This is a genomic window from Mycolicibacter icosiumassiliensis, assembly GCF_900078685.2.
Classification (GTDB): domain Bacteria; phylum Actinomycetota; class Actinomycetes; order Mycobacteriales; family Mycobacteriaceae; genus Mycobacterium; species Mycobacterium icosiumassiliensis.
The window spans coordinates 3,728,860-3,749,080 of record NZ_LT546166.1; the positions used below are offsets into that span (position 1 = coordinate 3,728,860).

At 66.8% G+C, this 20,221-nt stretch carries 20 protein-coding genes and 1 riboswitch; of the genes, 7 read left to right on the top strand and 13 right to left on the bottom strand.

Annotated features, from left to right (window positions below; all coding sequences use genetic code 11):
- Positions 1–86: 86 nt before the first annotated feature.
- Entirely contained in the window at positions 87–1,208 is a 1,122-nt protein-coding gene (locus BN4346_RS41740; RefSeq protein WP_407695148.1) for a VOC family protein, read from the top strand.
- The gene (locus tag BN4346_RS41745) at positions 1,205–2,161 is read left to right on the top strand and encodes a fumarylacetoacetate hydrolase family protein (protein WP_067975591.1); all 957 of its coding nucleotides are present in this window, start codon (positions 1,205–1,207) and stop codon (positions 2,159–2,161) included. Before BN4346_RS41740 ends, BN4346_RS41745 begins: the two co-directional genes overlap by 4 nt.
- Before the next feature lie 57 nt (positions 2,162–2,218).
- On the opposite strand, the gene BN4346_RS41750 is transcribed toward BN4346_RS41745, so the two are convergent.
- From BN4346_RS41750 to BN4346_RS41760, 3 genes are read right to left on the bottom strand one after another with little or no spacing between them, the layout of a single operon-like run.
- Entirely contained in the window at positions 2,219–3,217 is a 999-nt protein-coding gene (locus tag BN4346_RS41750; protein ID WP_067975594.1) for an NAD(P)H-dependent flavin oxidoreductase, read from the bottom strand.
- A 40-nt stretch (positions 3,218–3,257) separates the two neighbouring features.
- Positions 3,258–4,010 (bottom strand): 3-hydroxyacyl-CoA dehydrogenase, encoded by a 753-nt coding sequence (locus BN4346_RS41755; protein ID WP_067975597.1) that lies wholly within the window; start codon positions 4,008–4,010, stop codon positions 3,258–3,260.
- Between the two features lie 42 nt (positions 4,011–4,052).
- Entirely contained in the window at positions 4,053–5,138 is a 1,086-nt protein-coding gene (locus tag BN4346_RS41760; RefSeq protein ID WP_067975801.1) for a CaiB/BaiF CoA transferase family protein, read from the bottom strand.
- A gap of 51 nt (positions 5,139–5,189) precedes the next feature.
- Here BN4346_RS41760 and BN4346_RS41765 point away from each other — a divergent pair, with 51 nt between their 5' ends.
- The gene (locus BN4346_RS41765) at positions 5,190–6,014 is read left to right on the top strand and encodes an enoyl-CoA hydratase (protein ID WP_067975600.1); all 825 of its coding nucleotides are present in this window, start codon (positions 5,190–5,192) and stop codon (positions 6,012–6,014) included.
- Positions 6,015–6,025: 11 nt separating this feature from the next.
- Here BN4346_RS41765 and BN4346_RS41770 read toward each other — a convergent pair whose 3' ends face one another.
- The 4 genes from BN4346_RS41770 to BN4346_RS41785 all read right to left on the bottom strand — a co-directional run bounded on the left by BN4346_RS41770 (position 6,026) and on the right by BN4346_RS41785 (position 9,286).
- Positions 6,026–6,745: a CPBP family intramembrane glutamic endopeptidase gene (locus BN4346_RS41770; protein WP_067975603.1), complete on the bottom strand. Its 720-nt coding sequence runs from the start codon at positions 6,743–6,745 to the stop codon at positions 6,026–6,028.
- Positions 6,746–6,825: 80 nt separating this feature from the next.
- The gene (locus BN4346_RS41775; RefSeq protein WP_067975806.1) at positions 6,826–7,344 is read right to left on the bottom strand and encodes a gamma carbonic anhydrase family protein; all 519 of its coding nucleotides are present in this window, start codon (positions 7,342–7,344) and stop codon (positions 6,826–6,828) included.
- Between the two features lie 5 nt (positions 7,345–7,349).
- Complete coding sequence (locus BN4346_RS41780; RefSeq protein ID WP_067975606.1) at positions 7,350–8,138, bottom strand: crotonase/enoyl-CoA hydratase family protein; 789 nt, start codon at positions 8,136–8,138, stop codon at positions 7,350–7,352.
- Positions 8,135–9,286, bottom strand: a complete 1,152-nt coding sequence (locus BN4346_RS41785) for a thiolase family protein (protein ID WP_067975609.1) — start codon at positions 9,284–9,286, stop codon at positions 8,135–8,137. The genes BN4346_RS41780 and BN4346_RS41785 overlap by 4 nt, the downstream gene beginning before the upstream one ends.
- A 104-nt stretch (positions 9,287–9,390) precedes the next feature.
- Here BN4346_RS41785 and BN4346_RS41790 point away from each other — a divergent pair, with 104 nt between their 5' ends.
- From BN4346_RS41790 to BN4346_RS41800, 3 genes are all read left to right on the top strand, one after another.
- Positions 9,391–10,041, top strand: coding sequence for an SDR family oxidoreductase (locus BN4346_RS41790; RefSeq protein WP_067975612.1), 651 nt, complete (start codon positions 9,391–9,393; stop codon positions 10,039–10,041).
- A gap of 52 nt (positions 10,042–10,093) precedes the next feature.
- A riboswitch (cobalamin riboswitch) is annotated at positions 10,094–10,299 on the top strand.
- 121 nt (positions 10,300–10,420) lie between these two features.
- Positions 10,421–12,715: a 5-methyltetrahydropteroyltriglutamate--homocysteine S-methyltransferase gene (gene metE / locus BN4346_RS41795; RefSeq protein WP_407695116.1), complete on the top strand. Its 2,295-nt coding sequence runs from the start codon at positions 10,421–10,423 to the stop codon at positions 12,713–12,715.
- Between the two features lie 75 nt (positions 12,716–12,790).
- Positions 12,791–13,681 (top strand): mycobacterial-type methylenetetrahydrofolate reductase, encoded by an 891-nt coding sequence (locus tag BN4346_RS41800; RefSeq protein ID WP_067975614.1) that lies wholly within the window; start codon positions 12,791–12,793, stop codon positions 13,679–13,681.
- 11 nt (positions 13,682–13,692) lie between these two features.
- Here BN4346_RS41800 and BN4346_RS41805 read toward each other — a convergent pair whose 3' ends face one another.
- Together BN4346_RS41805 and BN4346_RS41810 are read right to left on the bottom strand one after the other, a co-directional pair.
- Positions 13,693–14,166, bottom strand: coding sequence for a hypothetical protein (locus BN4346_RS41805; protein ID WP_154677646.1), 474 nt, complete (start codon positions 14,164–14,166; stop codon positions 13,693–13,695).
- 99 nt (positions 14,167–14,265) lie between these two features.
- Positions 14,266–14,595 carry a MerR family transcriptional regulator gene (locus tag BN4346_RS41810; protein ID WP_067975620.1) on the bottom strand — a complete coding sequence of 110 codons (330 nt, stop codon included), beginning with the start codon at positions 14,593–14,595 and terminating at the stop codon, positions 14,266–14,268.
- Positions 14,596–14,660: 65 nt separating this feature from the next.
- Between BN4346_RS41810 and BN4346_RS41815 the strand changes: the two genes are divergently transcribed.
- On the top strand, positions 14,661–15,542 hold the full coding sequence (locus BN4346_RS41815; protein ID WP_067975623.1) for a crotonase/enoyl-CoA hydratase family protein: 882 nt from the start codon (positions 14,661–14,663) through the stop codon (positions 15,540–15,542).
- Here the strand turns inward: BN4346_RS41815 and BN4346_RS41820 are convergent.
- From BN4346_RS41820 to BN4346_RS41835, 4 genes are all read right to left on the bottom strand, one after another.
- Positions 15,539–16,366, bottom strand: a complete 828-nt coding sequence (locus BN4346_RS41820) for a sterol desaturase family protein (RefSeq protein ID WP_067975626.1) — start codon at positions 16,364–16,366, stop codon at positions 15,539–15,541. The genes BN4346_RS41815 and BN4346_RS41820 overlap by 4 nt on opposite strands.
- 4 nt (positions 16,367–16,370) lie before the next feature.
- Positions 16,371–17,087: a FadR/GntR family transcriptional regulator gene (locus BN4346_RS41825; protein WP_067975629.1), complete on the bottom strand. Its 717-nt coding sequence runs from the start codon at positions 17,085–17,087 to the stop codon at positions 16,371–16,373.
- A gap of 122 nt (positions 17,088–17,209) precedes the next feature.
- Positions 17,210–18,940, bottom strand: a complete 1,731-nt coding sequence (locus BN4346_RS41830; protein WP_067975632.1) for a DUF3556 domain-containing protein — start codon at positions 18,938–18,940, stop codon at positions 17,210–17,212.
- Positions 18,941–19,038: 98 nt separating this feature from the next.
- Complete coding sequence (locus BN4346_RS41835) at positions 19,039–20,199, bottom strand: acyl-CoA dehydrogenase family protein (protein ID WP_067975635.1); 1,161 nt, start codon at positions 20,197–20,199, stop codon at positions 19,039–19,041.
- Positions 20,200–20,221: the final 22 nt, after the last annotated feature.

Below are 20,221 nucleotides of genomic sequence, written 5' to 3' on the forward strand. Positions count from 1 at the left end.
CTGAGGATTTCGTCATCAATCTTGACTGACGATGTCATCGTATGTGATGATTTCGTCAGCAATGGGCCAGGTTGGGGGTGAGCAGGATGGTTGGCGACCACGGCGGCCTGCACAGCGACCAGGGCTCCCGGGAGGGCGAACATCCGGGGAGGGCGCGCAATCCGGTCATCAAGGTCGACGACCTGGCCTGGCTGGAGTTCGAAAAACCCGACTTGGCCCGGGCCGAGGCCTTCGCGCACGCGTTCGGATTTGCCACCGTTCTGCGCACCCCGCACGAATTGCAGCTGCGCGGCGCCGACGCCGGCGCGCCGTGCGTGATCATCCGGCGCGGCAGCCGAAGCCGCTTTCGGGGCATGGCGCTTCGGGCACACGACACGGCGGACCTGAACCGAGTGGCGGGCGTGGCCGGCAGCCGGATCACCCCGCTACCGGAATCGCTCGGCGGACTGGGCGTTGACCTGGTCGATCCCAACGGCATTCCCGTCCGGGTCGTCACGGGCACCCCTCGGCTCGATCCGCTGCCGACGCAGGCACCGCGCGCCTTGAACTTCGGCCGCGAGCTGCGGCGAGTCAACGCCACCCAGCGCCCGAAGCGCACACCGGCGATCGTGGAGCGCCTCGGCCATGTGGTGCTGCAGAGCACCCGATACCTTCAGACGCTCAACTGGTATCTGGACACCCTCGGAATGATCGTCAGCGACTTCCAGTTCTTCTCCGGGCAGCGCGACCGCGGACCGACGATGAGCTTCATCCGCTGCGATCGCGGCCCCACCCCGACCGACCACCACACCCTCGCGATCGCGCTGGGCCCGGCAAACCGATATGTGCATTCGGCGTATCAGGTCTGCGACCTCGACGCGCTGGCCGCCGGCGGCGAGTACCTCAAAAGCCTGGGATACCAACGATCTTGGGGAGTCGGCCGCCACATCCAGGGCAGTCAGATCTTCGATTACTGGCGCGATCCCGACGGTTTCCTGGTGGAACACTTCACCGACGGTGACATGTTCGACAACACCGTGGAGCCCGGCTGGGCGCCGTTCACCGCGTCCGGGCTGGCCCAGTGGGGGCCGCCGGCCAGCAAGAACTTCCTCGGCACCGAGATCAGCACGGCGCCTCGCGAAGCGCGCGCGATTCTCGCCGCGCTGTGGAACGACAACGAGTTCGATGTCCGCCGGCTGGCCGGCCTACTGAAAGTTGCCTCCTCATGACCGTTTCCGTGCTCCGCACCGCCGACGGCTGGTGGGTGCGTACCCCGACCGGCGCCGCCCGCATCGACACGCACGCCACGACCACCGGGCAGCTGTTGGCCGATCGGGCCGCCATCGATGCCGCCGCGAGCAGTCGCGACACGGTGCCGGTCGAGGGCCTCGCCCTGCTTTCCCCGGTGACGGCGCCGTGCCGGGTGATCGCCCAGATGACCAACTTCGTCTCGCATATCAAAGACGCCGGCATGAACCCCGCGACGGTGCCGCTGACCTTCTTCCGCAAGGCCTCCGCCTCGATCACCGGCCCGTTCGCGGACGTCGTCAAGCCCAGCCATGTCCGCCTGCTCGACTACGAAGTCGAGATCGGCCTCGTCGTGGGCCGTGACATCCCGGTCGGTGCAACGGTTTCCGAGGCCGACCTGCCGCAGCTGATCGCCGGCCTGGTGGTCACCAACGACGTGTCCGCCCGCGACGTCCAACTTCCCCAGACTCAGTTCTACGAGGCCAAGTCCTATCCCGGCTTTACGCCCGTCGGCCCGGTCCTGGTGCTGCTCAACGCCGCTGAATGGGAGCGGTTCGGGGAACTGCGGCTGCGGCTGGCCGTCAACGGTGAAGCCCGACAGAACATGACCGTAGCGGGCGACATGCTGTATCGACCATTGCAGGCATTGCAGTCCCTGACACGATTCCAGAACCTCGCTGCCGGCGATCTGATCCTGACGGGCACTCCGGTCGGCACCGCGCTCAGCGCACCGCCCAAGCCCGTCGAAATCGTCGGCTCGCTGCTGCCGCCGGCGGTGAAGTGGAAACTGTTCTTCAAGCGGCAGGCCGGCAACACCAAATACCTGCGCGACGGCGACATCGTCGAAGCGGCCGTGGCAACCGATGATGGTGCGATCGATTTGGGCACCCAACGCAATACCGTGCGGTACGCCGCCGCTGCCTCCGGCCGATAACGCAAAGGGCTGCGACCCGAAACGGATCGCAGCCCTCTACGCAAACCAGGTAGCCGACTAGGCCACGTTCTCCTCGTCCTCGTCCTCGACCATGTTGCCCAGCCGTCCAAGGATGATCTCCTCGGCCTCGGACACCATCCGCGACACCAGCTCGTCGCAGGTGGGGATGTCGTTGATCAGACCCATCGCGGTGCCCACCGTCCAGATGCCGGCGTCCACGTCGCCTTCGTCGAAGACACGGCGGCCGCGCACACCGGCCACCAGCTCCTGCACGTCGGGGAACTGACCGCCGTTCTTGAGGATCTCCACGACCTCACGGGACACCGCGTTGCTGGCCACCCGAGCGGTGTTGTGCAGCGACCGGAAGATCAGCTCGGTGCCGCGCTCGTCGCCGGCAACGATGGCTTCCTTGACGTTCTGGTGGATGCAGGACTCCACGGTGCACATGAACCGCGAGCCCATGTTGACACCGTCGGCGCCCAGGGCCAGCGCGGCGACCAGGCCGCGGGCGTCGGCGAAACCGCCGGAGGCGATCATCGGGATCTCGATCTGCGCCGCGGCGGCCGGGATCAGCACCAGGCCCGGGATGTCGTCCTCGCCGGGGTGACCGGCACATTCGAAGCCGTCGATGCTGATGCCATCCACGCCCAGGCTCTGCGCCTTGACGGCGTGCCGCACCGAGGTGCACTTGTGCAGCACCTTGATTCCGTTGTCGTGAAACATCGGCAGGTGCGGCGCCGGGTTGGATCCGGCGGTCTCGACGATCTTGATGCCGGCATCGACGATCACCTGGCGGTACTCGTCATAGGGCGGCGGGTTGATCGCCGGCAGGATGGTCAGGTTCACCCCGAACGGCTTGTCGGTCAGATCCCGGGTCTTGGCGATCTCGTTGGCCAGGTCGGCCGGCGTCGGCTGGGTGAGCGCGGTGAGGAAACCCAGTGCCCCGGCGTTGGCGACCGCCGCCACCAGCTCCGCGCGACCCACCCACTGCATGCCGCCTTGGGCGATGGGGTGTTCGACGCCGAATGTCTCGGTGAACTTCGTTGTGATGCTCATAAGGACTCCTAGCTCTGCTTGATTCTCTTCGCGCAAGCGCTTATCGCGGGGCCATCCGGATCGCACCGTCGAGGCGGATGACCTCGCCGTTGAGCATCGGGTTGTTGATGATGTGCTCGGCCAGCGCGCCGTACTCGTCGGGGTCACCGAGCCGCGACGGGTGCGGCACCTGCGCACCCAGCGACTTCTGCGCCTCCTCGGGCAGCGAGCCCAGCAGCGGCGTCTTGAACAGGCCTGGAGCGATGGTGCAGACCCGGATCAGGTCGCGCGACAGGTCACGGGCGATCGGCAGCGTCATACCGACCACGCCGCCCTTGGATGCCGAGTAGGCGGCCTGCCCGATCTGGCCGTCGAACGCCGCCACCGAGGCGGTGTTGATGATGACGCCACGCTCGCCATTGATCGGCTCGGTCTTGGCGATCCGCTCGGCCGAGAGCCGCAGCACGTTGAAGGTGCCGATCAGGTTGACCTGGATGATCTTGGTGAAGGCATCCAGCGGGAAGGCGCCGTCCTTGCTCAGCGTCTTGATCGCGTTGCCGATTCCGGCGCAGTTGACGTTGATCCGCACCGGGCCAAGAGATTCGGCGACATCCAGGGCCGCGCCCACCGCGTCGGGGTCGGCCACGTTGGCTTGGACGAAGCGAGCCCGGTCACCGAGCTCGGCGACCACGTCCTCGCCCTTGAGGTCGATCACCACGACCTGGCCGCCCGCGTCCAGCAGGCGCTTGGCCGTCGCCAATCCCAACCCGGAAGCACCGCCGGTGACAACCGCTACCGCGTCCTTGATCTGCACTCTTGTGGCCCCTCTCAGTCCCAACCGTCTGGTTGGTCGGGACTATACCCAGTCGCTCAGGATGGAGTCGTTGTCGGCTCCCAGAACGGCAGGCGAGGTCGGGACGTCGGGCACGCTGCGGGAGAACCGCGGCGCCGGCATCGGCTGCAGGTAGCCGTTGGCCTCGTAGAAGGTGTCGCGCTCGGTGATGTGCGAGTCGACCTGCACCTCGTTGAACGCCAACACCGGCGCCACGCAGGCATCGGACGTGGCGAACACCGTGGCCCAGTGGTCACGGTCGTGGGCGGCGAACGTCTTGGTGAACACCTCGCGCAGCTCCGGCCAGCGGGCGGTGTCGTTCTGCGCCGGCAACTCGGCGGGGTCCAGCTCCAGCTTGGCCAGCAGTTCGGCGTAGAACTGCGGCTCGATCGAGCCGACCGACACGTACTTGCCGTCGGCACACTCGTAGGTGTCGTAGTAGGGCGCACCGGTGTCGAGCATGTTGACACCGCGCTCATCACTCCAGAGCCCCTGCGCGCGGAAGCTCCACATCATCGCCGAGAGCACGCTGGCCCCGTCGACCATCGCCGCATCGATCACCTGCCCCTTGCCGGACCGCTGCAGCTCCCACAGCGCGGCCAGGATGCCGACCAGCAGGAACATCGATCCACCGCCGAAGTCACCGGTCAGGTTCAGCGGCGGTACGGGGCGCTCCCCCTTGCGGCCGACGGAGTGCAACAGCCCGTTCAGCGAGATGTAGTTGATGTCGTGGCCGGCCTGCTGAGCGCGGGGGCCGGTCTGTCCCCATCCGGTCATCCGGCCATAGATCAGCCGCTCGTTGACCTTGGCGCAGTCCTCCGGGCCGAGGCCGAGCCGCTCGGTGACGCCCGGCCGGAAACCCTCGATCAGCACATCGGCCTTGGCGACCAACTGCAGCACCAGGTCACGGCCTTCGGGCGACTTCAGGTCCGCAGTCACCGAACGCCGATTGCGCAGCATGGTGTCCTTGCTCGCCCCGCCACCGAATTTCGGCGGCCGCTCCACGCGGACCACGTCAGCACCCAGGTCGCCGAGGATCATCGCCGCGTGCGGACCCGGTCCGATCCCGGCCAGTTCGATGACCCGCAGCCCCGCCAGTGGTCCCGCCATATCTGCCTCCTCGTCGTATGCCTGTGTGACCTGCATCCTAGGGTGAGGGCCATGACTGCAATCGACTCCGGCATCGACACCCTGGCCCCGGTGGCCGGCGTGTCCGTCACCCTGGCCGACGGAGTGCTCTCGGTGACCATCGACCGCCCCGACAGCCTCAACTCGGTAACGACCGGAGTGCTGGCCGGTATCGCCGACGCCATGGAAGCGGCCGCCCGCGACCCGCGGGCGGCCGCTTCCATGGCGTCGGCGATACCGGCCAGCACTCCGGTCGTTACCGAGTTGAGGCTGTCGGGGATCAGCGCCGAGGACGCCAGCGATGAACTGGCCACCGAGATCATCGTCGAAGCCAATCGCGCGATCCGGGCGATCGTCGCGTTGCCGCGGCCGGTGGTGGCCGTGGTGCAGGGCCCGGCGGCCGGTATCGGTGTGTCACTGGCCTTGGCCTGCGACCTGATCGTGGCCTCGGACAAGGCCTTTTTCCTGTTGGCATTCACCAAGATTGGGTTGATGCCCGATGGTGGCGCCTCGGCATTGGTTGCCGCCGCGGTGGGCCGGACCCGCGCCATGCGGCTGGCGCTGCTGGCCGAACGGCTGTCGGCGGCCGACGCCCTGGAATGGGGCCTGATCAGCGCGGTGTACCCGGCCGAGGAGTTCGACGCCGAGGTGGACAAACTCCTGGCCGGCTTGCTGGCCGGCCCCGCCGCGGCGTTCGCTAAGACCAAGCATGCCATCAACACCGCGACCCTGACCGAGCTGGATGCCACCCTGGACCGCGAATACGTCGGGCAGTCAATCCTGTTGAACGCCCACGACTTCCGTGAAGGCGCCCGCGCGTTTCAGGAGCGGCGCTCCCCCAATTTCACCGACTGCTGATTTCCGGGCGCTTACATCCCGAAGATCGGGGGCAGCGCCAGCACCATCATCAGCCCCCAGACCAGGTGGGTCAGCACCGGAGCCAGCACTCCGCCGGTGGCGCGACGCTCCATAGCGCAGACGGTACCGAGCACCAGTGCGGCCACCCCCACCATGAAGTTGCCCGCGGCCATCATCGCCGCGACGTAGAGCAGGGTGGAGAACACCAGCGGGTAGCGGCGACCGAACGCGCTAAACAGGGCGCCGCGGAAGAACAACTCCTCGGCGATCGCGTTGACCAGGGCGATCAGCACCACTATCCGCCAAGAGGCTTCGGTGGTGTAGGCCAGGATTGCGACCACCTGATCGGCCAGCGGCGGAATGTCTTGCACCGCAAGCCCGCCCAGCAGGAACACCCCACCGAGAACCAGGCCGACGCCGGTGCCGGTGAACACCGGCCGCTCGTTGCGTCCGCGGAACCGCAACACTCCCAGGTGCAACGGTCCGGCCACCACCGCCCCCACCGTCCAGACCGCGGCCAGGACCAGCGACAGCCAGTAGAACGCCGGGTCACCTGGAAGCTTGCTGTGCATGGCCACCAGGACCGCGGCGCCGATCAGTACCACTACCCCGACGACGGCGCGACGTCGCTGCACCACTGCCCGCGGTTCGTGATAGGGCAGGGCGACCCTGGTCATGATGTGGGTGATCTCGCGCAGCAGGCCGGGGCGGGTTGGACTGATCTGGGTCATAGGGGGACGTCCCATCAGCGGCGGGTTGAGCAACGTCCCTAAAACGTAGCGGCGAAACGGCGGCCGGTGGCCTAAATGCGCTAGTTCGTCCGATGGACTTCGATCAGCCGCCGGTATGCCGCGGCGTTGTACCGATTATTGCGGACCTCGGCCTCGCTCAGGTCTCGTCGCACCCGGCCCGGCACCCCCGACACCAGCGACCGGGGCGGCACCACCATCCCCTGCGGAATGACAGCACCCGCCGCGACCAGCGAGCCCTCCCCCACGACGGCACCATTGAGGACGATCGCGCCCATGCCGATCAGGCAGTCGTCCTCAATGGTGCAACCGTGTAGCACTGCGTTGTGCCCGACGCTGACGTGCGCCCCGACTCGACACGGGAACTCCTTGTCGACATGGACCGTCACACCGTCCTGGATGTTGGTGTCGATGCCGATCTCGATCGGTTCGACCTCGGCGCGCAACGTCGCCGAGTACCAAACGCTGGCCCGGGCGGCCAGGCTGACCTGCCCGATCAGGCTGGCGTTGGGCGCCACCCAGGCCTCGGGGTGTAGCTGCGGGGCGTGCCCGCGGATGGAGATGAGCAGCGGCTCGGGCACGCCGCTCAACGCGCCTTCCACACCGGCGCGCGCTTCTCGGAGAACGCCCGGGGTCCCTCCTTGGCGTCCTCGGACCGCAGCAGGGCGGAGAATTCCCGGCCGGTTCTGGCCCAACCGGCCGCCTCGCCGGGAATGGCCCCATCGTCGACGCCGTAAGCGATCCGCTTGCTGGCCCGCACGGACAGCGGCGCGTTGCCGGTGATCCGTTCGGCCAGCTCCAGGGCCGCCTCCAGCGCCCCGCCGTCCTCCACCACGCGGTTGACCAGTCCCCAGCGGGCCGCGTCGGTCGCCGAGATCGGCTCCCCGGTGTAGAGCAGTTCCAGGGCAACCTTGCGGGGCAGCTGGTCGACGATGCGGAACACTCCGCCGGCGCCGGCGATCAGGCCACGCTTGACCTCGGGCAGCCCGAACTGGGCGCGCTGCTCGGCGATCACCAGGTCGCTGGCCAGCGCCAGCTCGGTGCCGCCGCCCAGCGCGGTGCCGTTGACCGCGGCAATGGTCGGCTTGTCGATGAAGTGCTGCACGTAGCCGGCGAAGCCCCACTCCGGGTGCTCGGGATGGAAGATGTTCTCCCGGTTGGCGATCGCCTTGAGGTCGGCTCCGGCACTGAACGACTTGTCGCCGGCGCCGGTGAGCACTACCGCACGCACCTCGTCGTCGTCTTGAGCCTGTGCCAGAGCGTCGCCGATGCCGGCGCTGACGGCGCCGTTGATCGCGTTACGGGCGTCGGGCCGGTTGATCGTGATCAACAGAACGTTTCCACGCCGCTCTACCAGAACGGCCCCTTCACTCACAGCAGCTCCAGGATGGTGGCGTTGGCCTGACCGCCGCCTTCACACATGGTCTGCAATCCGTAACGAATCCCGTTGGCGCGCATGTGGTACAGCATGGTGGTCATGATCCGCGCACCCGAACCACCGAGCGGGTGGCCCAGTGCGATCGCGCCGCCATTGGGGTTGAGCTTCTTCGGGTCGGCACCGATGTCGGCGAGCCAAGCCATCGGCACCGGGGCGAACGCCTCGTTGACCTCGAACACCCCGATGTCGTCGACGCTCAGGCCGGAGCGCTGCAGCGCCTTCTGGGTCGCCGGGATCGGCCCAGACAGCATCATCACCGGGTCAGAACCGGCCAGCGTCGCGGTGTGCACCCGTGCCAGCGGGGTCAGTCCCAGTTCCTTAGCCTTCTCCGCCGACATGAACAGCAGCGCCGCCGAACCGTCGGAGATCTGGCTGGAGTTACCGGCGTGGATCACGCCGTCCTCGCTGAAAGCGGGCTTGAGCTGAGCCATCTTCTCCAGCGTGGTACCGCGGCGGATGCCCTCGTCCGCGCTGACTGAGACATCTGGGTTGCCCGCAACCTTGATCGAGACGATCTCGTCCTTGAAGGCGCCGGCATCCTGTGCGGCACCGGCCTTTTCGTGCGACGCCAGCGCGAACTCATCGAGCGCGGTGCGGCTCAGGCCCCACTGGGTGGCCATCATCTCCGCGCCGATGCCCTGGTTCGGGGTCTGGGAGTAGCGCGCCTTGAAGGAATCGCCGTACGGGCGACCACCGTTGGCCAGCGAGGAGCCCATCGGGGTGCGCGACATCGACTCCACACCCCCGGCCACGACGACGTCGTAGTGTCCGGCGACCACACCGGCGGCGGCGAAGTGCACCGACTGCTGGCTGGACCCGCATTGGCGGTCCACCGTCACCCCGGGCACGCTCTCCGGCCAGCCCGCGCTCAGCAGCGCGGTGCGTCCGATGTCCAGCGCCTGCTCGCCGGCCTGCATGACACAGCCCCAGATCACGTCGTCGACCAGGGCCGGGTCCACACCGGCCCGGTTAACCAGCCCGTTGAGCACCTGGGCGGACAGTTCGGCCGGGTGTACCCCGGACAGTCCGCCGTTGCGCTTGCCGATCGGCGAGCGCACCGCTTCGACGATGACGGCTTCAGCCATGGGTGCTCCTTAGTTCGTTCGGGGTCTTGTTGCCTCGATTGTCGACCGGCGCGCTCGGCCGGCGTCAGCGGGGGTCACTCCGGGGCCCGCGTACCGTCGAATCCATGGCACGCATCATGATCATCGGCGGCCACGGCAAAATCGCCCTGCTGCTCGCCCCGCTCCTTACCCAAACCCACGACCAGGTCAGTTCGGTGTTCCGCAACCCCGACCACGCCGAAGAGGTCGCGGTCACCGGCGCGGTGCCGGTGGTGGCCGACATCGAGCAGCTCGACACCGACGGCCTGGCCCGGCTGCTGGCCGGCCACGATGCGGTGGTGTTCTCCGCCGGCGCCGGCGGCGGCAACCCGGAACGCACCTACGCCGTCGACCGCGACGCCGCCATTCACTGTGTCGACGCCGCCGAAAAGGCCGGTGTGCGGCGCTTCGTGATGGTGTCCTATTTCGGTGCGGGTCCCGATCACGGTGTTCCCGACGGCGACCCGTTCTTTCCGTATGCGCAGGCCAAAGCCGCCGCCGACGCCCATCTGCGCGCCACCGACCTGGACTGGACGGTGCTGGGACCGAGCCGGCTCACCCTCGAGCCGGCGACCGGCCGGATCGCCGTCGGCCCCGACACCGGCAAAGGGCAGGTCTCCCGCGGCAACGTCGCCCAGGTGATCGCGGCCTGCCTGCGCGAGGACTCGACGATCGGTCGCACCATCGAGTTCAACGACGGCCCGACCCCGATCCCGGAGGCGCTTCGAGGCGATTGACCAGGTAATCTCGGTTACGCAACTGGTTTGCCGTTGTCGCCGCGAGGTGGCCTCGGCATCGAGCGCAAAGCGGTTTTCCGCGGTGCGCAAGAGGGAACCCGGTGAGAATCCGGGACTGTCCCGCAGCGGTATGCAGGAACGACCGCCGTCACAAAGCACTGGTCACGGGTTCGCCCATCGACTGGGAAGCGACGGCCATTAGGAGCACCTCGGTGCGCGCCTGCGAGTCCGAATACCTGCCTGTTGTGCTGGGCGCGCCGCGCCCGGCGGATCAACGCCTCGCGGAATGGGCGTCTGGTTTTGAGGGTTACAGTGCTTTATATATAGGCACGGGACCGGATCAGCTGGACGGCTGCTGGCGTTGACCCACCCTCGTCAATTGAAGGATCAAATCGTGACCGCTCAACCCTTTACCGCCACCATTCTCGGCTCACCTCGTATCGGGCCGCGCCGCGAGCTCAAGCGTGCCACCGAAAGCTACTGGGCCGGCCGCATCGGCCAGGACGAGCTGAAGAAGGTGGCCGCCGGCCTGCGCCGCGACACCTGGGCTCAGCTGGCCGCCGCCGGACTCGACTCGGTACCGGTGAACACGTTCTCCTACTACGACCAGATGCTCGACACCGCGGTACTGCTGGGCGCACTCCCGGCCCGGGTGGCCGGCGTCGCCGACGAGCTCGACCGGTACTTCGCCGCGGCTCGCGGCAACGCCGAGATCGCTCCGCTGGAGATGACGAAGTGGTTCGACACCAACTACCACTACATCGTTCCCGAGATCGGCCCGGACACAACGTTCACCCTCAACCCCGCCAAGGTGCTCGCCGAGCTCGTCGAGGCCAAGGAACAGGGCTTCGGCGGAAACGTGGCCCGACCGGTGATCATCGGGCCGATTACGTTCCTGCTGCTGTCCAAAGCCGTCGACGGCGCGCCGGCACCGATCTCGCGCCTCGATGAGCTGACCGACGTCTACGCCGAGCTGCTGGGCAAGCTGGCCGACGCCGGCGCGCAGTGGGTCCAGATCGACGAGCCGGTGCTGGTGACCGACATCGCCGCGGACGCGCCGGCCCTGGCCGAGCAGGTGTACAACCGCCTCGGCGGGCTGAGCAACCGGCCGTCGATCTTCGTAGCCACCTACTTCGGCGACCCCGGCGCTGGGCTGGCGGCGCTGGCCAACACGCCCGTCGAGGCGATCGGCATCGACCTGGTCTACGGCCCCGACACCGCGATCGCCTCGGTGCCGAAGCTGGCCTCCAAGACGCTGGTGGCCGGGATCGTCGACGGCCGCAACATCTGGCGCACCGACCTGCAGGCCGCACTGGCCAAGCTGGCGAGCCTGCTGGGTTCGGCCGGGGCGGTAGCTGTTTCTACGTCGTGCTCGACACTGCACGTGCCCTACTCGCTGGAGCCCGAGACCGGACTGGATGACGCGCTGCGCAGCTGGCTGGCGTTCGGCGCCGAGAAGGTGACCGAGGTGGCCACCCTGGCCCGCGCCCTGCGTGAGGGTCGGGAAGCCGTCACCGAGCAGATCGAGGCGTCCAACGCCGCGGTCGCCTCCCGCAAGTCCGACCCGCGGCTCAACAATGCGGCGTTGCGCGCGCAGATCGCCGAGATCCGGGCGGCCGGCATTCAGCGCGGTTCGGCCGAGGCACGCCGCGCCGCCCAGGACGAGCGGCTGCACCTGCCGCCGCTGCCGACCACCACCATCGGCTCGTTCCCGCAGACCGTGGAGATCCGCAAAGCCCGCGCGGCCCTGGTGGCCGGGGAGATCGACGAGGCGGAGTACACCAACCGGATGAAGGCGGAGGTCGCCGCCGTCATCAAGCTGCAGGAGAACCTCGGCCTCGACGTGCTGGTGCACGGCGAGCCGGAACGCAACGACATGGTGCAGTACTTCGCCGAGCAGCTGAAGGGCTTCTTCGCCACCAGCAACGGCTGGGTGCAGTCCTACGGCAGCCGTTGTGTTCGCCCGCCAGTGCTGTTCGGTGACGTGACGCGACCCAACCCGATGACGGTCGAGTGGGCCACCTACGCCCAGTCGCTGACCGACAAGCCGGTCAAGGGCATGCTGACCGGTCCGGTCACCATCCTGGCCTGGTCGTTCGTCCGCGACGACCAGCCGCTGGCCGACAGCGCCTACCAGGTGGCGTTGGCGATCCGTGAGGAGACGGTGGATCTGGAAGCCGCCGGCATCGCGGTGATTCAGGTCGACGAGCCCGCCCTGCGCGAGCTGTTGCCGTTGCGCGACGCCGACAAGGCGGCCTACCTGGATTGGGCGGTTGGTTCGTTCCGGATGTCCACCTCGGGCGTGTCCGACGCGACACAGATCCACACCCACCTGTGCTACTCGGAGTTCGGCGAGGTGATCGGTGCGATCGCCGACCTGGACGCCGACGTCACCTCGATCGAGGCGGCGCGCTCGCACATGGAGGTGCTCGACGACCTCAACGCGATCGGGTTCTCCAACGGGGTCGGCCCGGGTGTCTACGACATCCACTCGCCGCGGGTGCCCAGCGCCGACGAGATGGCCGCATCGCTGCGTGAGGCACTGGATGCCGTTCCGGCACAGCGGCTTTGGGTCAACCCGGACTGCGGTCTGAAGACCCGCAAGACCGACGAGGTGACCGCTTCGCTGGCCAACCTGGTCGCTGCCGCCAAGGACGCCCGCGCCAGTCTGTGACCGTCTGGCATGTTGCGCCCCAGAGCTGTCTCTGGGGCGCAACATGTCCGTTCCAATGAGATACGGAGTCCCCTGGTGCCGTTGAACACCATTGCACTGGAACTAGTGCCGCCCAACACCGATCGCGGAACCGAGCACGCCCGCGAAGAGGCCCGCAAGGTCCTACAGTTATCCGAGCAAGCGGGCATCGCGGGCCGGATCGGTCACGTAATGATCCCCGGATTAATCCCCGAAGATGATGGCCGGCCGATTGAGATACAACCCAAACTCGATGTCTCCGACTTCTGGTCGGTCATCCACCCCGAACTGCCCGGCGTACACGGACTGTGCACGCAGGTCACCGCATTCCTCGACGAGGCAGCGCTGCGGACGCGACTGTCGGGGCTGCGCCAGGCCGGGTTCGACGCAATCATCTTCGTCGGCGTCCCGCGCACGCTGAACGACGGTGAGGGCGGCGGCGTCGCACCCACCGATGCCCTGTCGAAGTTCGACGATCTGGTCGACAACCGGGGCGTCATCCTCATCCCGACCCGAGACGCAGAGCAGGACCGCTTCGCCTTCAAATGCGACCGGGGCGCCACCTTCGGGATGACGCAGCTGCTCTACTCCGATGCGATTGTCGGATTCCTGCGCGACTTCAAGAACGTCAGTGACCACCGGCCCGAGGTTCTGTTGTCGTTCGGCTTCGTGCCGAAGATGGAGGCCAACGTCGGACTGATCGATTGGCTGATCCAGGACCCGGGGAACGAGGCCGTCGCCGCCGAACAGGCCTTCGTCCGGACTTTGGCCGCAGGCGAACCCGACACCAAACGCCGCCAGTTGCTCGATCTGTACAAACGGGTCATCGACGGGGTGGCGGAATTGGGCTACCCGTTGAGCCTGCACTTCGAGGCTCCCTACGGAATTTCGAAACCGGCATTCGACACCTTCGCCGAGATGCTTGCCTACTGGTCGCCGCACGCATGACGCCGGCGGGTTCATCCGCGGCGGGCGAGGTACTCCTGCTTCAGCACCCAGGTGTGCCCGTCGCTACTGCGTTCGTCGCGCCAGCGAAACGAGTCCGGGGCAATGTCGCGGAAGCTCCATCGGATGGCCGAGCCGTCCGGCAGTGCGCCGTCCTGGACGATCCCGTCCGCGTCGGTGCGGCCCAGTTGGAGCAGCCGAAGTCCTAGCTGCGGTTCGGTCCACTGGATGTGCCAGGCGTCGACGGTCGGGTCATAGACGCGCAGCGTCGTGCCGTGAAAGAGGCCGTCGGCGTGCCAGACGTCCTGGACGGCCCGCCCGTCGAGCACCCAGTCCGCAACCATCCAGCCGGCGACTTGGCGGGTGCCGTCGTCGCCGAACCAGGTGATGTCAAGGTCCCAGCGGCCGCCCACCAACCATCCGTAGCGGGCCATCGCGTCGCGATGTTCGGCGACCGGCCCGGTAGCGACCAATGCGGCTGTCAGCATTGACATCTCATGCCGCCACGATGTCGAACTCGTTGCCCTCGGCGTCGGCGCAGTCGAAGGTGACGGTGTGCAGCGTGATCTCCATGGGTGAACTCCTTGTCATGTTGTCGTGGTCAGGATTTGGTGCGAAAGATCGGCCTGCGCCAGGCGGTCTTGGAGCCGTTGCAGGTGAGCCACGATGGCCCGGTTGCGGTCGGTGACCTGTTCGGCGCGCATCACCTCGGTCAGCTCGCCGAGCGGCATGCCCAGATCGCGTAGCCGGCGGATGACCTGGGCGATCGGTACTTGGTCCGGGCTGTAGTAGCGGTAGCCCGACGACGGGTCCACCTGAACGGGCGCCAACAGGCCGCGCTCGTGATAGAGCCGCAACGCCTTGACGGTCAGATCGGTCATCCGGGAGAAGTCCCCGATGGGCAACAGTGTCGGCATGTGGTCCAGTGTCGAAGCTCCCCCGGGGGCAGAGTCAACAGATCGGTGCAACTAGCCTCGGGGAGATGGAGTTCAACACGCTGCGGCACGAGGTTGAAGACGGCATTCTCACCGTGTACCTGGACCGACCGGAGAATCTCAACGCGTTCACCGTCGAAATGGCCGAGGAGTTGGAGCGCACTTTCGTGCAGGTCAACGACGACGACGCCGTCCGCGCGGTAATCGTCACCGGGTCCGGACGTGCGTTCTGCGCGGGGATGGACCTGTCCAGCTCGGGCAACGTGTTCGGACTCGACGAGTCCAAGACGCCGTCACTGGCCGACATGAGCGACCTCGACGATCCGGAGCTGGCCCGGGTCCGCGACACCGGCGGGCGGGTGACGCTGGCGATCTACGGCTGTCGCAAGCCGGTGATCGCCGCGGTCAACGGCGCCGCGGTCGGGATCGGCGCCACCATGATGCTGGCGATGGACGCCCGGCTGTTTTCGACCAAGGCACGGTTCGGTCTGGTGTTCGGGAAGCTGGGCATCACCCCGGAAGCCTGCTCGACGTGGTTCCTGCCGCGGATCGTGGGCGTGCCAACGGCGTTGGATCTGCTCTACCGCGCCGACATCCTCGACGCCGAGCACGCGCACGCCTGCGGGATCGCCCAGTCCATCCACCAGCCGGAGACCCTGCTGGCCGAGGCACGGGCGGTCGCGGACGCCTGGACCAAGGGCCGCTCGCCGGTCTCGTTCGCGTTGATCCGCCAGATGCTCTACCGCAACTCCGCCCAGCCCGACCCGGTCGAGGCGCACCGGGTGGACTCGCTGGCGATGTTCTACACCAGCATCGGCGACGGCGCCGACGGCGTGCGCGCGTTCCTGGAGAAGCGCGACGCGCAGTTCACCTCCCAGGCCTCGGCCATGCCGCCGTTCTACGACGAGTGGGTCAAACCCAACTCCTAACCCGACGGCTGCCAGCCCGGGCCGCGAAACAGGTGGCCCAACACCGCACGCCAGTTGCGGGCCGCGCGGATGTCACGCCAGATCGCGACGTACTCGTGGGTGGCCACGCGCACCGGATTGAACGTGTCGATGTTCTTGGTCAAGCCGTAGATGACGCGCTCCTCCTCGGGCTCGAAGGTGCCGAACAGCCGATCCCAGACGATGAGGATCCCACCGTAGTTCTTGTCGAGGTATTGGGCGTTCGCCCCGTGGTGCACGCGGTGGTGTGACGGGGTGTTGAAGATGAATTCGATGGGCCGCCAGAGCTTGCCGACCCGCTCGGTGTGGATGAAGAACTGGTAGAGCAGGCTGACCGACTGCTGCAGCAGGATCATCCACGGAGCGAATCCGGCAAACGCCAACAGGATCCAGAACGGCACCGCGGTGAACGGCGTCCAGGTCTGACGCAGGGCCGTGGACAGGTTGTAGTGCCGGCTGGAGTGGTGCACCACGTGGCTGGCCCAGAACACCCGGATGGTGTGGTGGGTGCGGTGATACCAGTAGTAGGCGACGTCGTCGGCGACGAACAACGCGATCCAGGTCAGCGGGTTGGCCGCCGGCAGGTGAACCGGCGCCAGCAGATAGACCCCGCTGAAAATCGCCAGCACCACCAGCTTCCAGCCGATGTTGATGATCACGTTGCCGATGCCCATCGAAAGGCTGGTGCCGGTATCGCGTAGTTCGTAGCCGCGCTCGTCGTCGTCGGGCCGCACGGCGAACGACACGGCTTCCAGCAGCAGGCAGAGCACGAAGACCGGGATGGCGTGGGCGATGAGGTCGAACATGCGGCTATTCCTCTCCCTCGGCGCCGGCCTGGCAGGCCATGACGAACCGGGTCAGCAATGCGTCGGCGAGCGGGTATGCCGCGTCCTCGTCGGCGGCGGCGATCGCCGCGGCCAGCTCGATGTGTGCGCTGCGGTCGGCAAACTCGGCGGCGCCCAGCGCGTAGATGGCGTCGCGCCCCATCTCGTCGTAGGCGGCGACCAAGGTGTTGAGCGCCAGCCGGTAGGCAATATTGCCGGATGCGTCAATTACGGCGATCCAGAACGCCAGGTCGGCGTCGCTGACCGCCGTGAGGTCCCCGGAGCTGGGGTATTCCGCGGCGGCCGCCGTGATCGCGGCCCGCTGCTCCGGTGAGGCATTGCGCGCACAGAGCCGGGCCGCGTCCGCGGCGATCGAACGCCGCATCACCGCGACATCGCCGATGATCTGACGCGCCGGAATCGCCCCGGCGATGGCCAAGCCGGTCAGGGCGTCCAGGCCGGCGCTTTGGCGCCAATCCAACACCCGGGTCTTTCCGCCGTGGCTGATCCGGACCAGCCCGGCCTGCTGCAGCCGCTTGAGCGCTTCGCGCACCGCATGCCGGTTGACCTGCAGGGTCAACGACAATTCACGCTCTGAGGGCAGCGGTTCGCCGGCCGGCAGGCGTCCGGTCAGAATCTCCTCGACCAGCCGCACAAAGATCGTGTCGGATATCGCCGCGCGGGGAATGGGTGCCAGATCCATGGTCTACATGGTCAGACACCCGACCCTACTGGTCAACTGGTTGGACCAGTTATCTGGATCACATTGCACTTCGTCCAGCGTGCAGCCAGTTTCACGCTCGACCGTCGAACGTGCAGCTACCTTCACGTTCGACGGTCGGGGAACACCGGCAGGTCGTCCTGCCAGGGCTGGCGCACCACCATGTCCGCCACTTTGACGTGGCCACGTTCGAACTCGCCGGTGGCGGCATCGACCAACCGATATTGCTGGGTTTGCCGCTGAATCGGCTGCGCGTCCAGCATCACGATGCGCACCTCGCCGGGCTCGAACCGGCAGCGCTTCTGGAGCGCGGCGACCAGCTGCTCGTTGCTGAAATGCCCATCACCGAAATTCCATCCGAGCGCGGTGCTGCAGATTCGCTCGCCGTCGGTGAGCACGTAGTCGTCTTCGTTCTGATCGGCCATGGCGCGGTGGGCCAGGGCAAACAGTGCGCGGCCGTGAGTGTTGAAGGCGCGGAAGGCATACCCCATGTACATCGGGATCTGCGCTGCTTCCTTGCTGCCGTAGAACTTCTCCAATTGGGCGGCGGGCATGCTGGCGATCGACACGATTCCCTCGGCGATCTTCGCGTCAGCCGACGGTTTGATGCACCACAACGTGGTATCCCAGTTGCCCGCGTAGTAACGCATGCCGGGCAGGAAGGACACCTTGCGGGGGAACAGATTCCCCAGCACGACGGTCCCCGCGACCACGACGAACAGCAGTATCGGCAGGGGTGTGGTCATATCCGTCAGCCCGACCCCGGAATGACCGACGAACAGCGCCAGCACCGAAAACATCATGAAGACGTTCCATTCCAGCGGCACGCCCATCGGGATCGCGGACAGGATTCCGAAGTGGAAGCACAGCATGACGAACGCGGCGATCGCCGTGGGCCAGCCGCCGTGACTGAAGAACAACACCAGCGGGACCAGCCCCTCGACGGCCGTACTGAAATGCGCGAGCCAGCGCGAACGCCAGCCCGGACGCAGATCGTCGGGAAAGTGTTCGAAGAACTTGCGTTTGATGAACCGCGGCCGAAACAGCGGATTGTTGCTCATCATCGTCGAGATGACGAACGGGAAGTGTTTGTTGAGCTTGGACGTCGCCGCGCCCAACCAAATGACCAGACAGACGAGCTTGGCACCCAGGATCAGATCGACGCCGTAGCCGGCGAACAGGAACGCGACGGTGAACGAGGCGTACACCTCGCCGCGAGCAGCCAGGAACACGACCTTGTCCCGCAGGCCCAGCACCGCCAGCACGATCAACACGGCCCAGATCTGCCACGCCGGCAGCACCCCGACCGTCGTCCCCAGCGCGGGCACCGGGCCGGTTCCATCGGAAAAGATCGCGACGATGAGCAGCACCAGTAGGGCGCCGTAGAGCAGCGCATCGAACGGCGTTCGGCTATCGCCCTTCGTCAACGGAATGCGGCCCGGCCACGGCGGCAGCCGAATAGTGCCGGGTCGCAGCCAGTACAGGATCGAGCCCATCGGCGGGAAGAACCGGTTGTTCAGCGGTCCGAACCCGCAGCCCAGGCCGACCACCTCGAACAACATCGTGTACAACACGACCTTCTCGAACACGATGGGCTCGGCGTACCAGTGCGCGACATTGGTGAAGCCATCGATTCCCGTGGTGGTCAGCACCAGCAACCAGGCCGCCAGGACGTACAGCGCGATCTTGACGACGTAGAACAGGTGCAGCAGAACTGGGGTGCCGAAACCGACCTCGGCCCAGTGCCGCGCCATCGGCTTGATCTTCTCGGCGCGGGTGCCCTTGCTCCATTTCTCAAAGTCGATCTGCGGGGTGTCCTGTTTGAGAAATCCCATGACGGTCAGATTAGAACGCGTTCTAGAAGTTCGGGGTCGCGATCAACTTTTCGTGTCGAACGCCGGGGCCACGAAGCGCTCCAGAATCTGCCGCTCGCTCACAGCGATCGGCTGATGATCTCCTTCATGATCTCGCTGGTGCCGCCGTAGATCCGGTTCACCCGCGAACCGGTGTACATGTTGGCGATCGGGTATTCGGCCATGTAGCCGTAGCCGCCAAAGATCTGCAGGCACTTGTCGACGACCTGGTCGGATTTCTCGGCGGCGAACAGTTTGGCCATCGACGCGGTCATCGGGTCGTTCTTGCCGCCGACGTACTGACTGATCGCGTAGTCGACCAGGGTCTTGATCGCGAGCGTCTCGGTTTTGCATTCGGCCAGCACGAATTTGGTGTGCTGGAAATTGCCGATGGGCCGGCCGAACGCCTCACGTTCTTTGGAGTAGCGAATGGCCTCCAGCACGGCGGCCTCGGCCAGTGCCGCGCACAGCGTCCCGATGATCAGCCGCTCCCGGGCCAACTGCTCCATCAGCTGATAGAACCCCAGCCCTTCCTTCTCACCGAGCAGGTTGGCCACCGGCACCCGCATGTCGGCGAAGAACAGTTCCCGGGTGTCCTGGCCGTGCTGGCCGATCTTCTGCAGCACCCGACCGCGTTCGAAGCCGGCCAGTCCGTTGGTCTCGGCGACGATCAGCGACACCCCGGCCGCCCCCTGGGACGGGTCGGTCTTGGCCACGATCACCAGCAGATCGCAATGGGTTCCGTTGGAGATGAACGTCTTCGAGCCGTTGATGACGTAGTGGTCGCCGTCGCGCACCGCGGTGGTGCGCACCGACTGCAGATCCGAGCCGGTGCCCGGCTCGGTCATCGCGATCGCCAGCACCGCCTCACCGCTGATGACCTTGGGCAGCCAACGTTTCCGTTGCTCGTCGTTACCGTAGGCGTACAGATAGTGCGCCACGATCGGCGAATGCACCGAGAAGCCGAAGCACTGGTCGTGGGCGTAGACGAGTTCTTCCTGAATCACCGAGTGCATGGCGTAGTCACCGCCGGCTCCGCCGAACTCCTCGGGCAGATCCAACCCCAGCAGCCCGGCGTCACCGGCCTTGTTCCAGAACTCGCGGTCCACGCCGTGTTGGGCGACCCAGCGCTCCTGATGCGGGGTGGCCTCCTTGCGCAGGAACTCCGCGGCGTGCTTGCGCAGTTCGCGATGCTGGTCGGTCTCCCAGAGCGGGCGGTAATCGGGGAACAGTTGCGACATTCCCGGATCTTAGCCCCCGGGG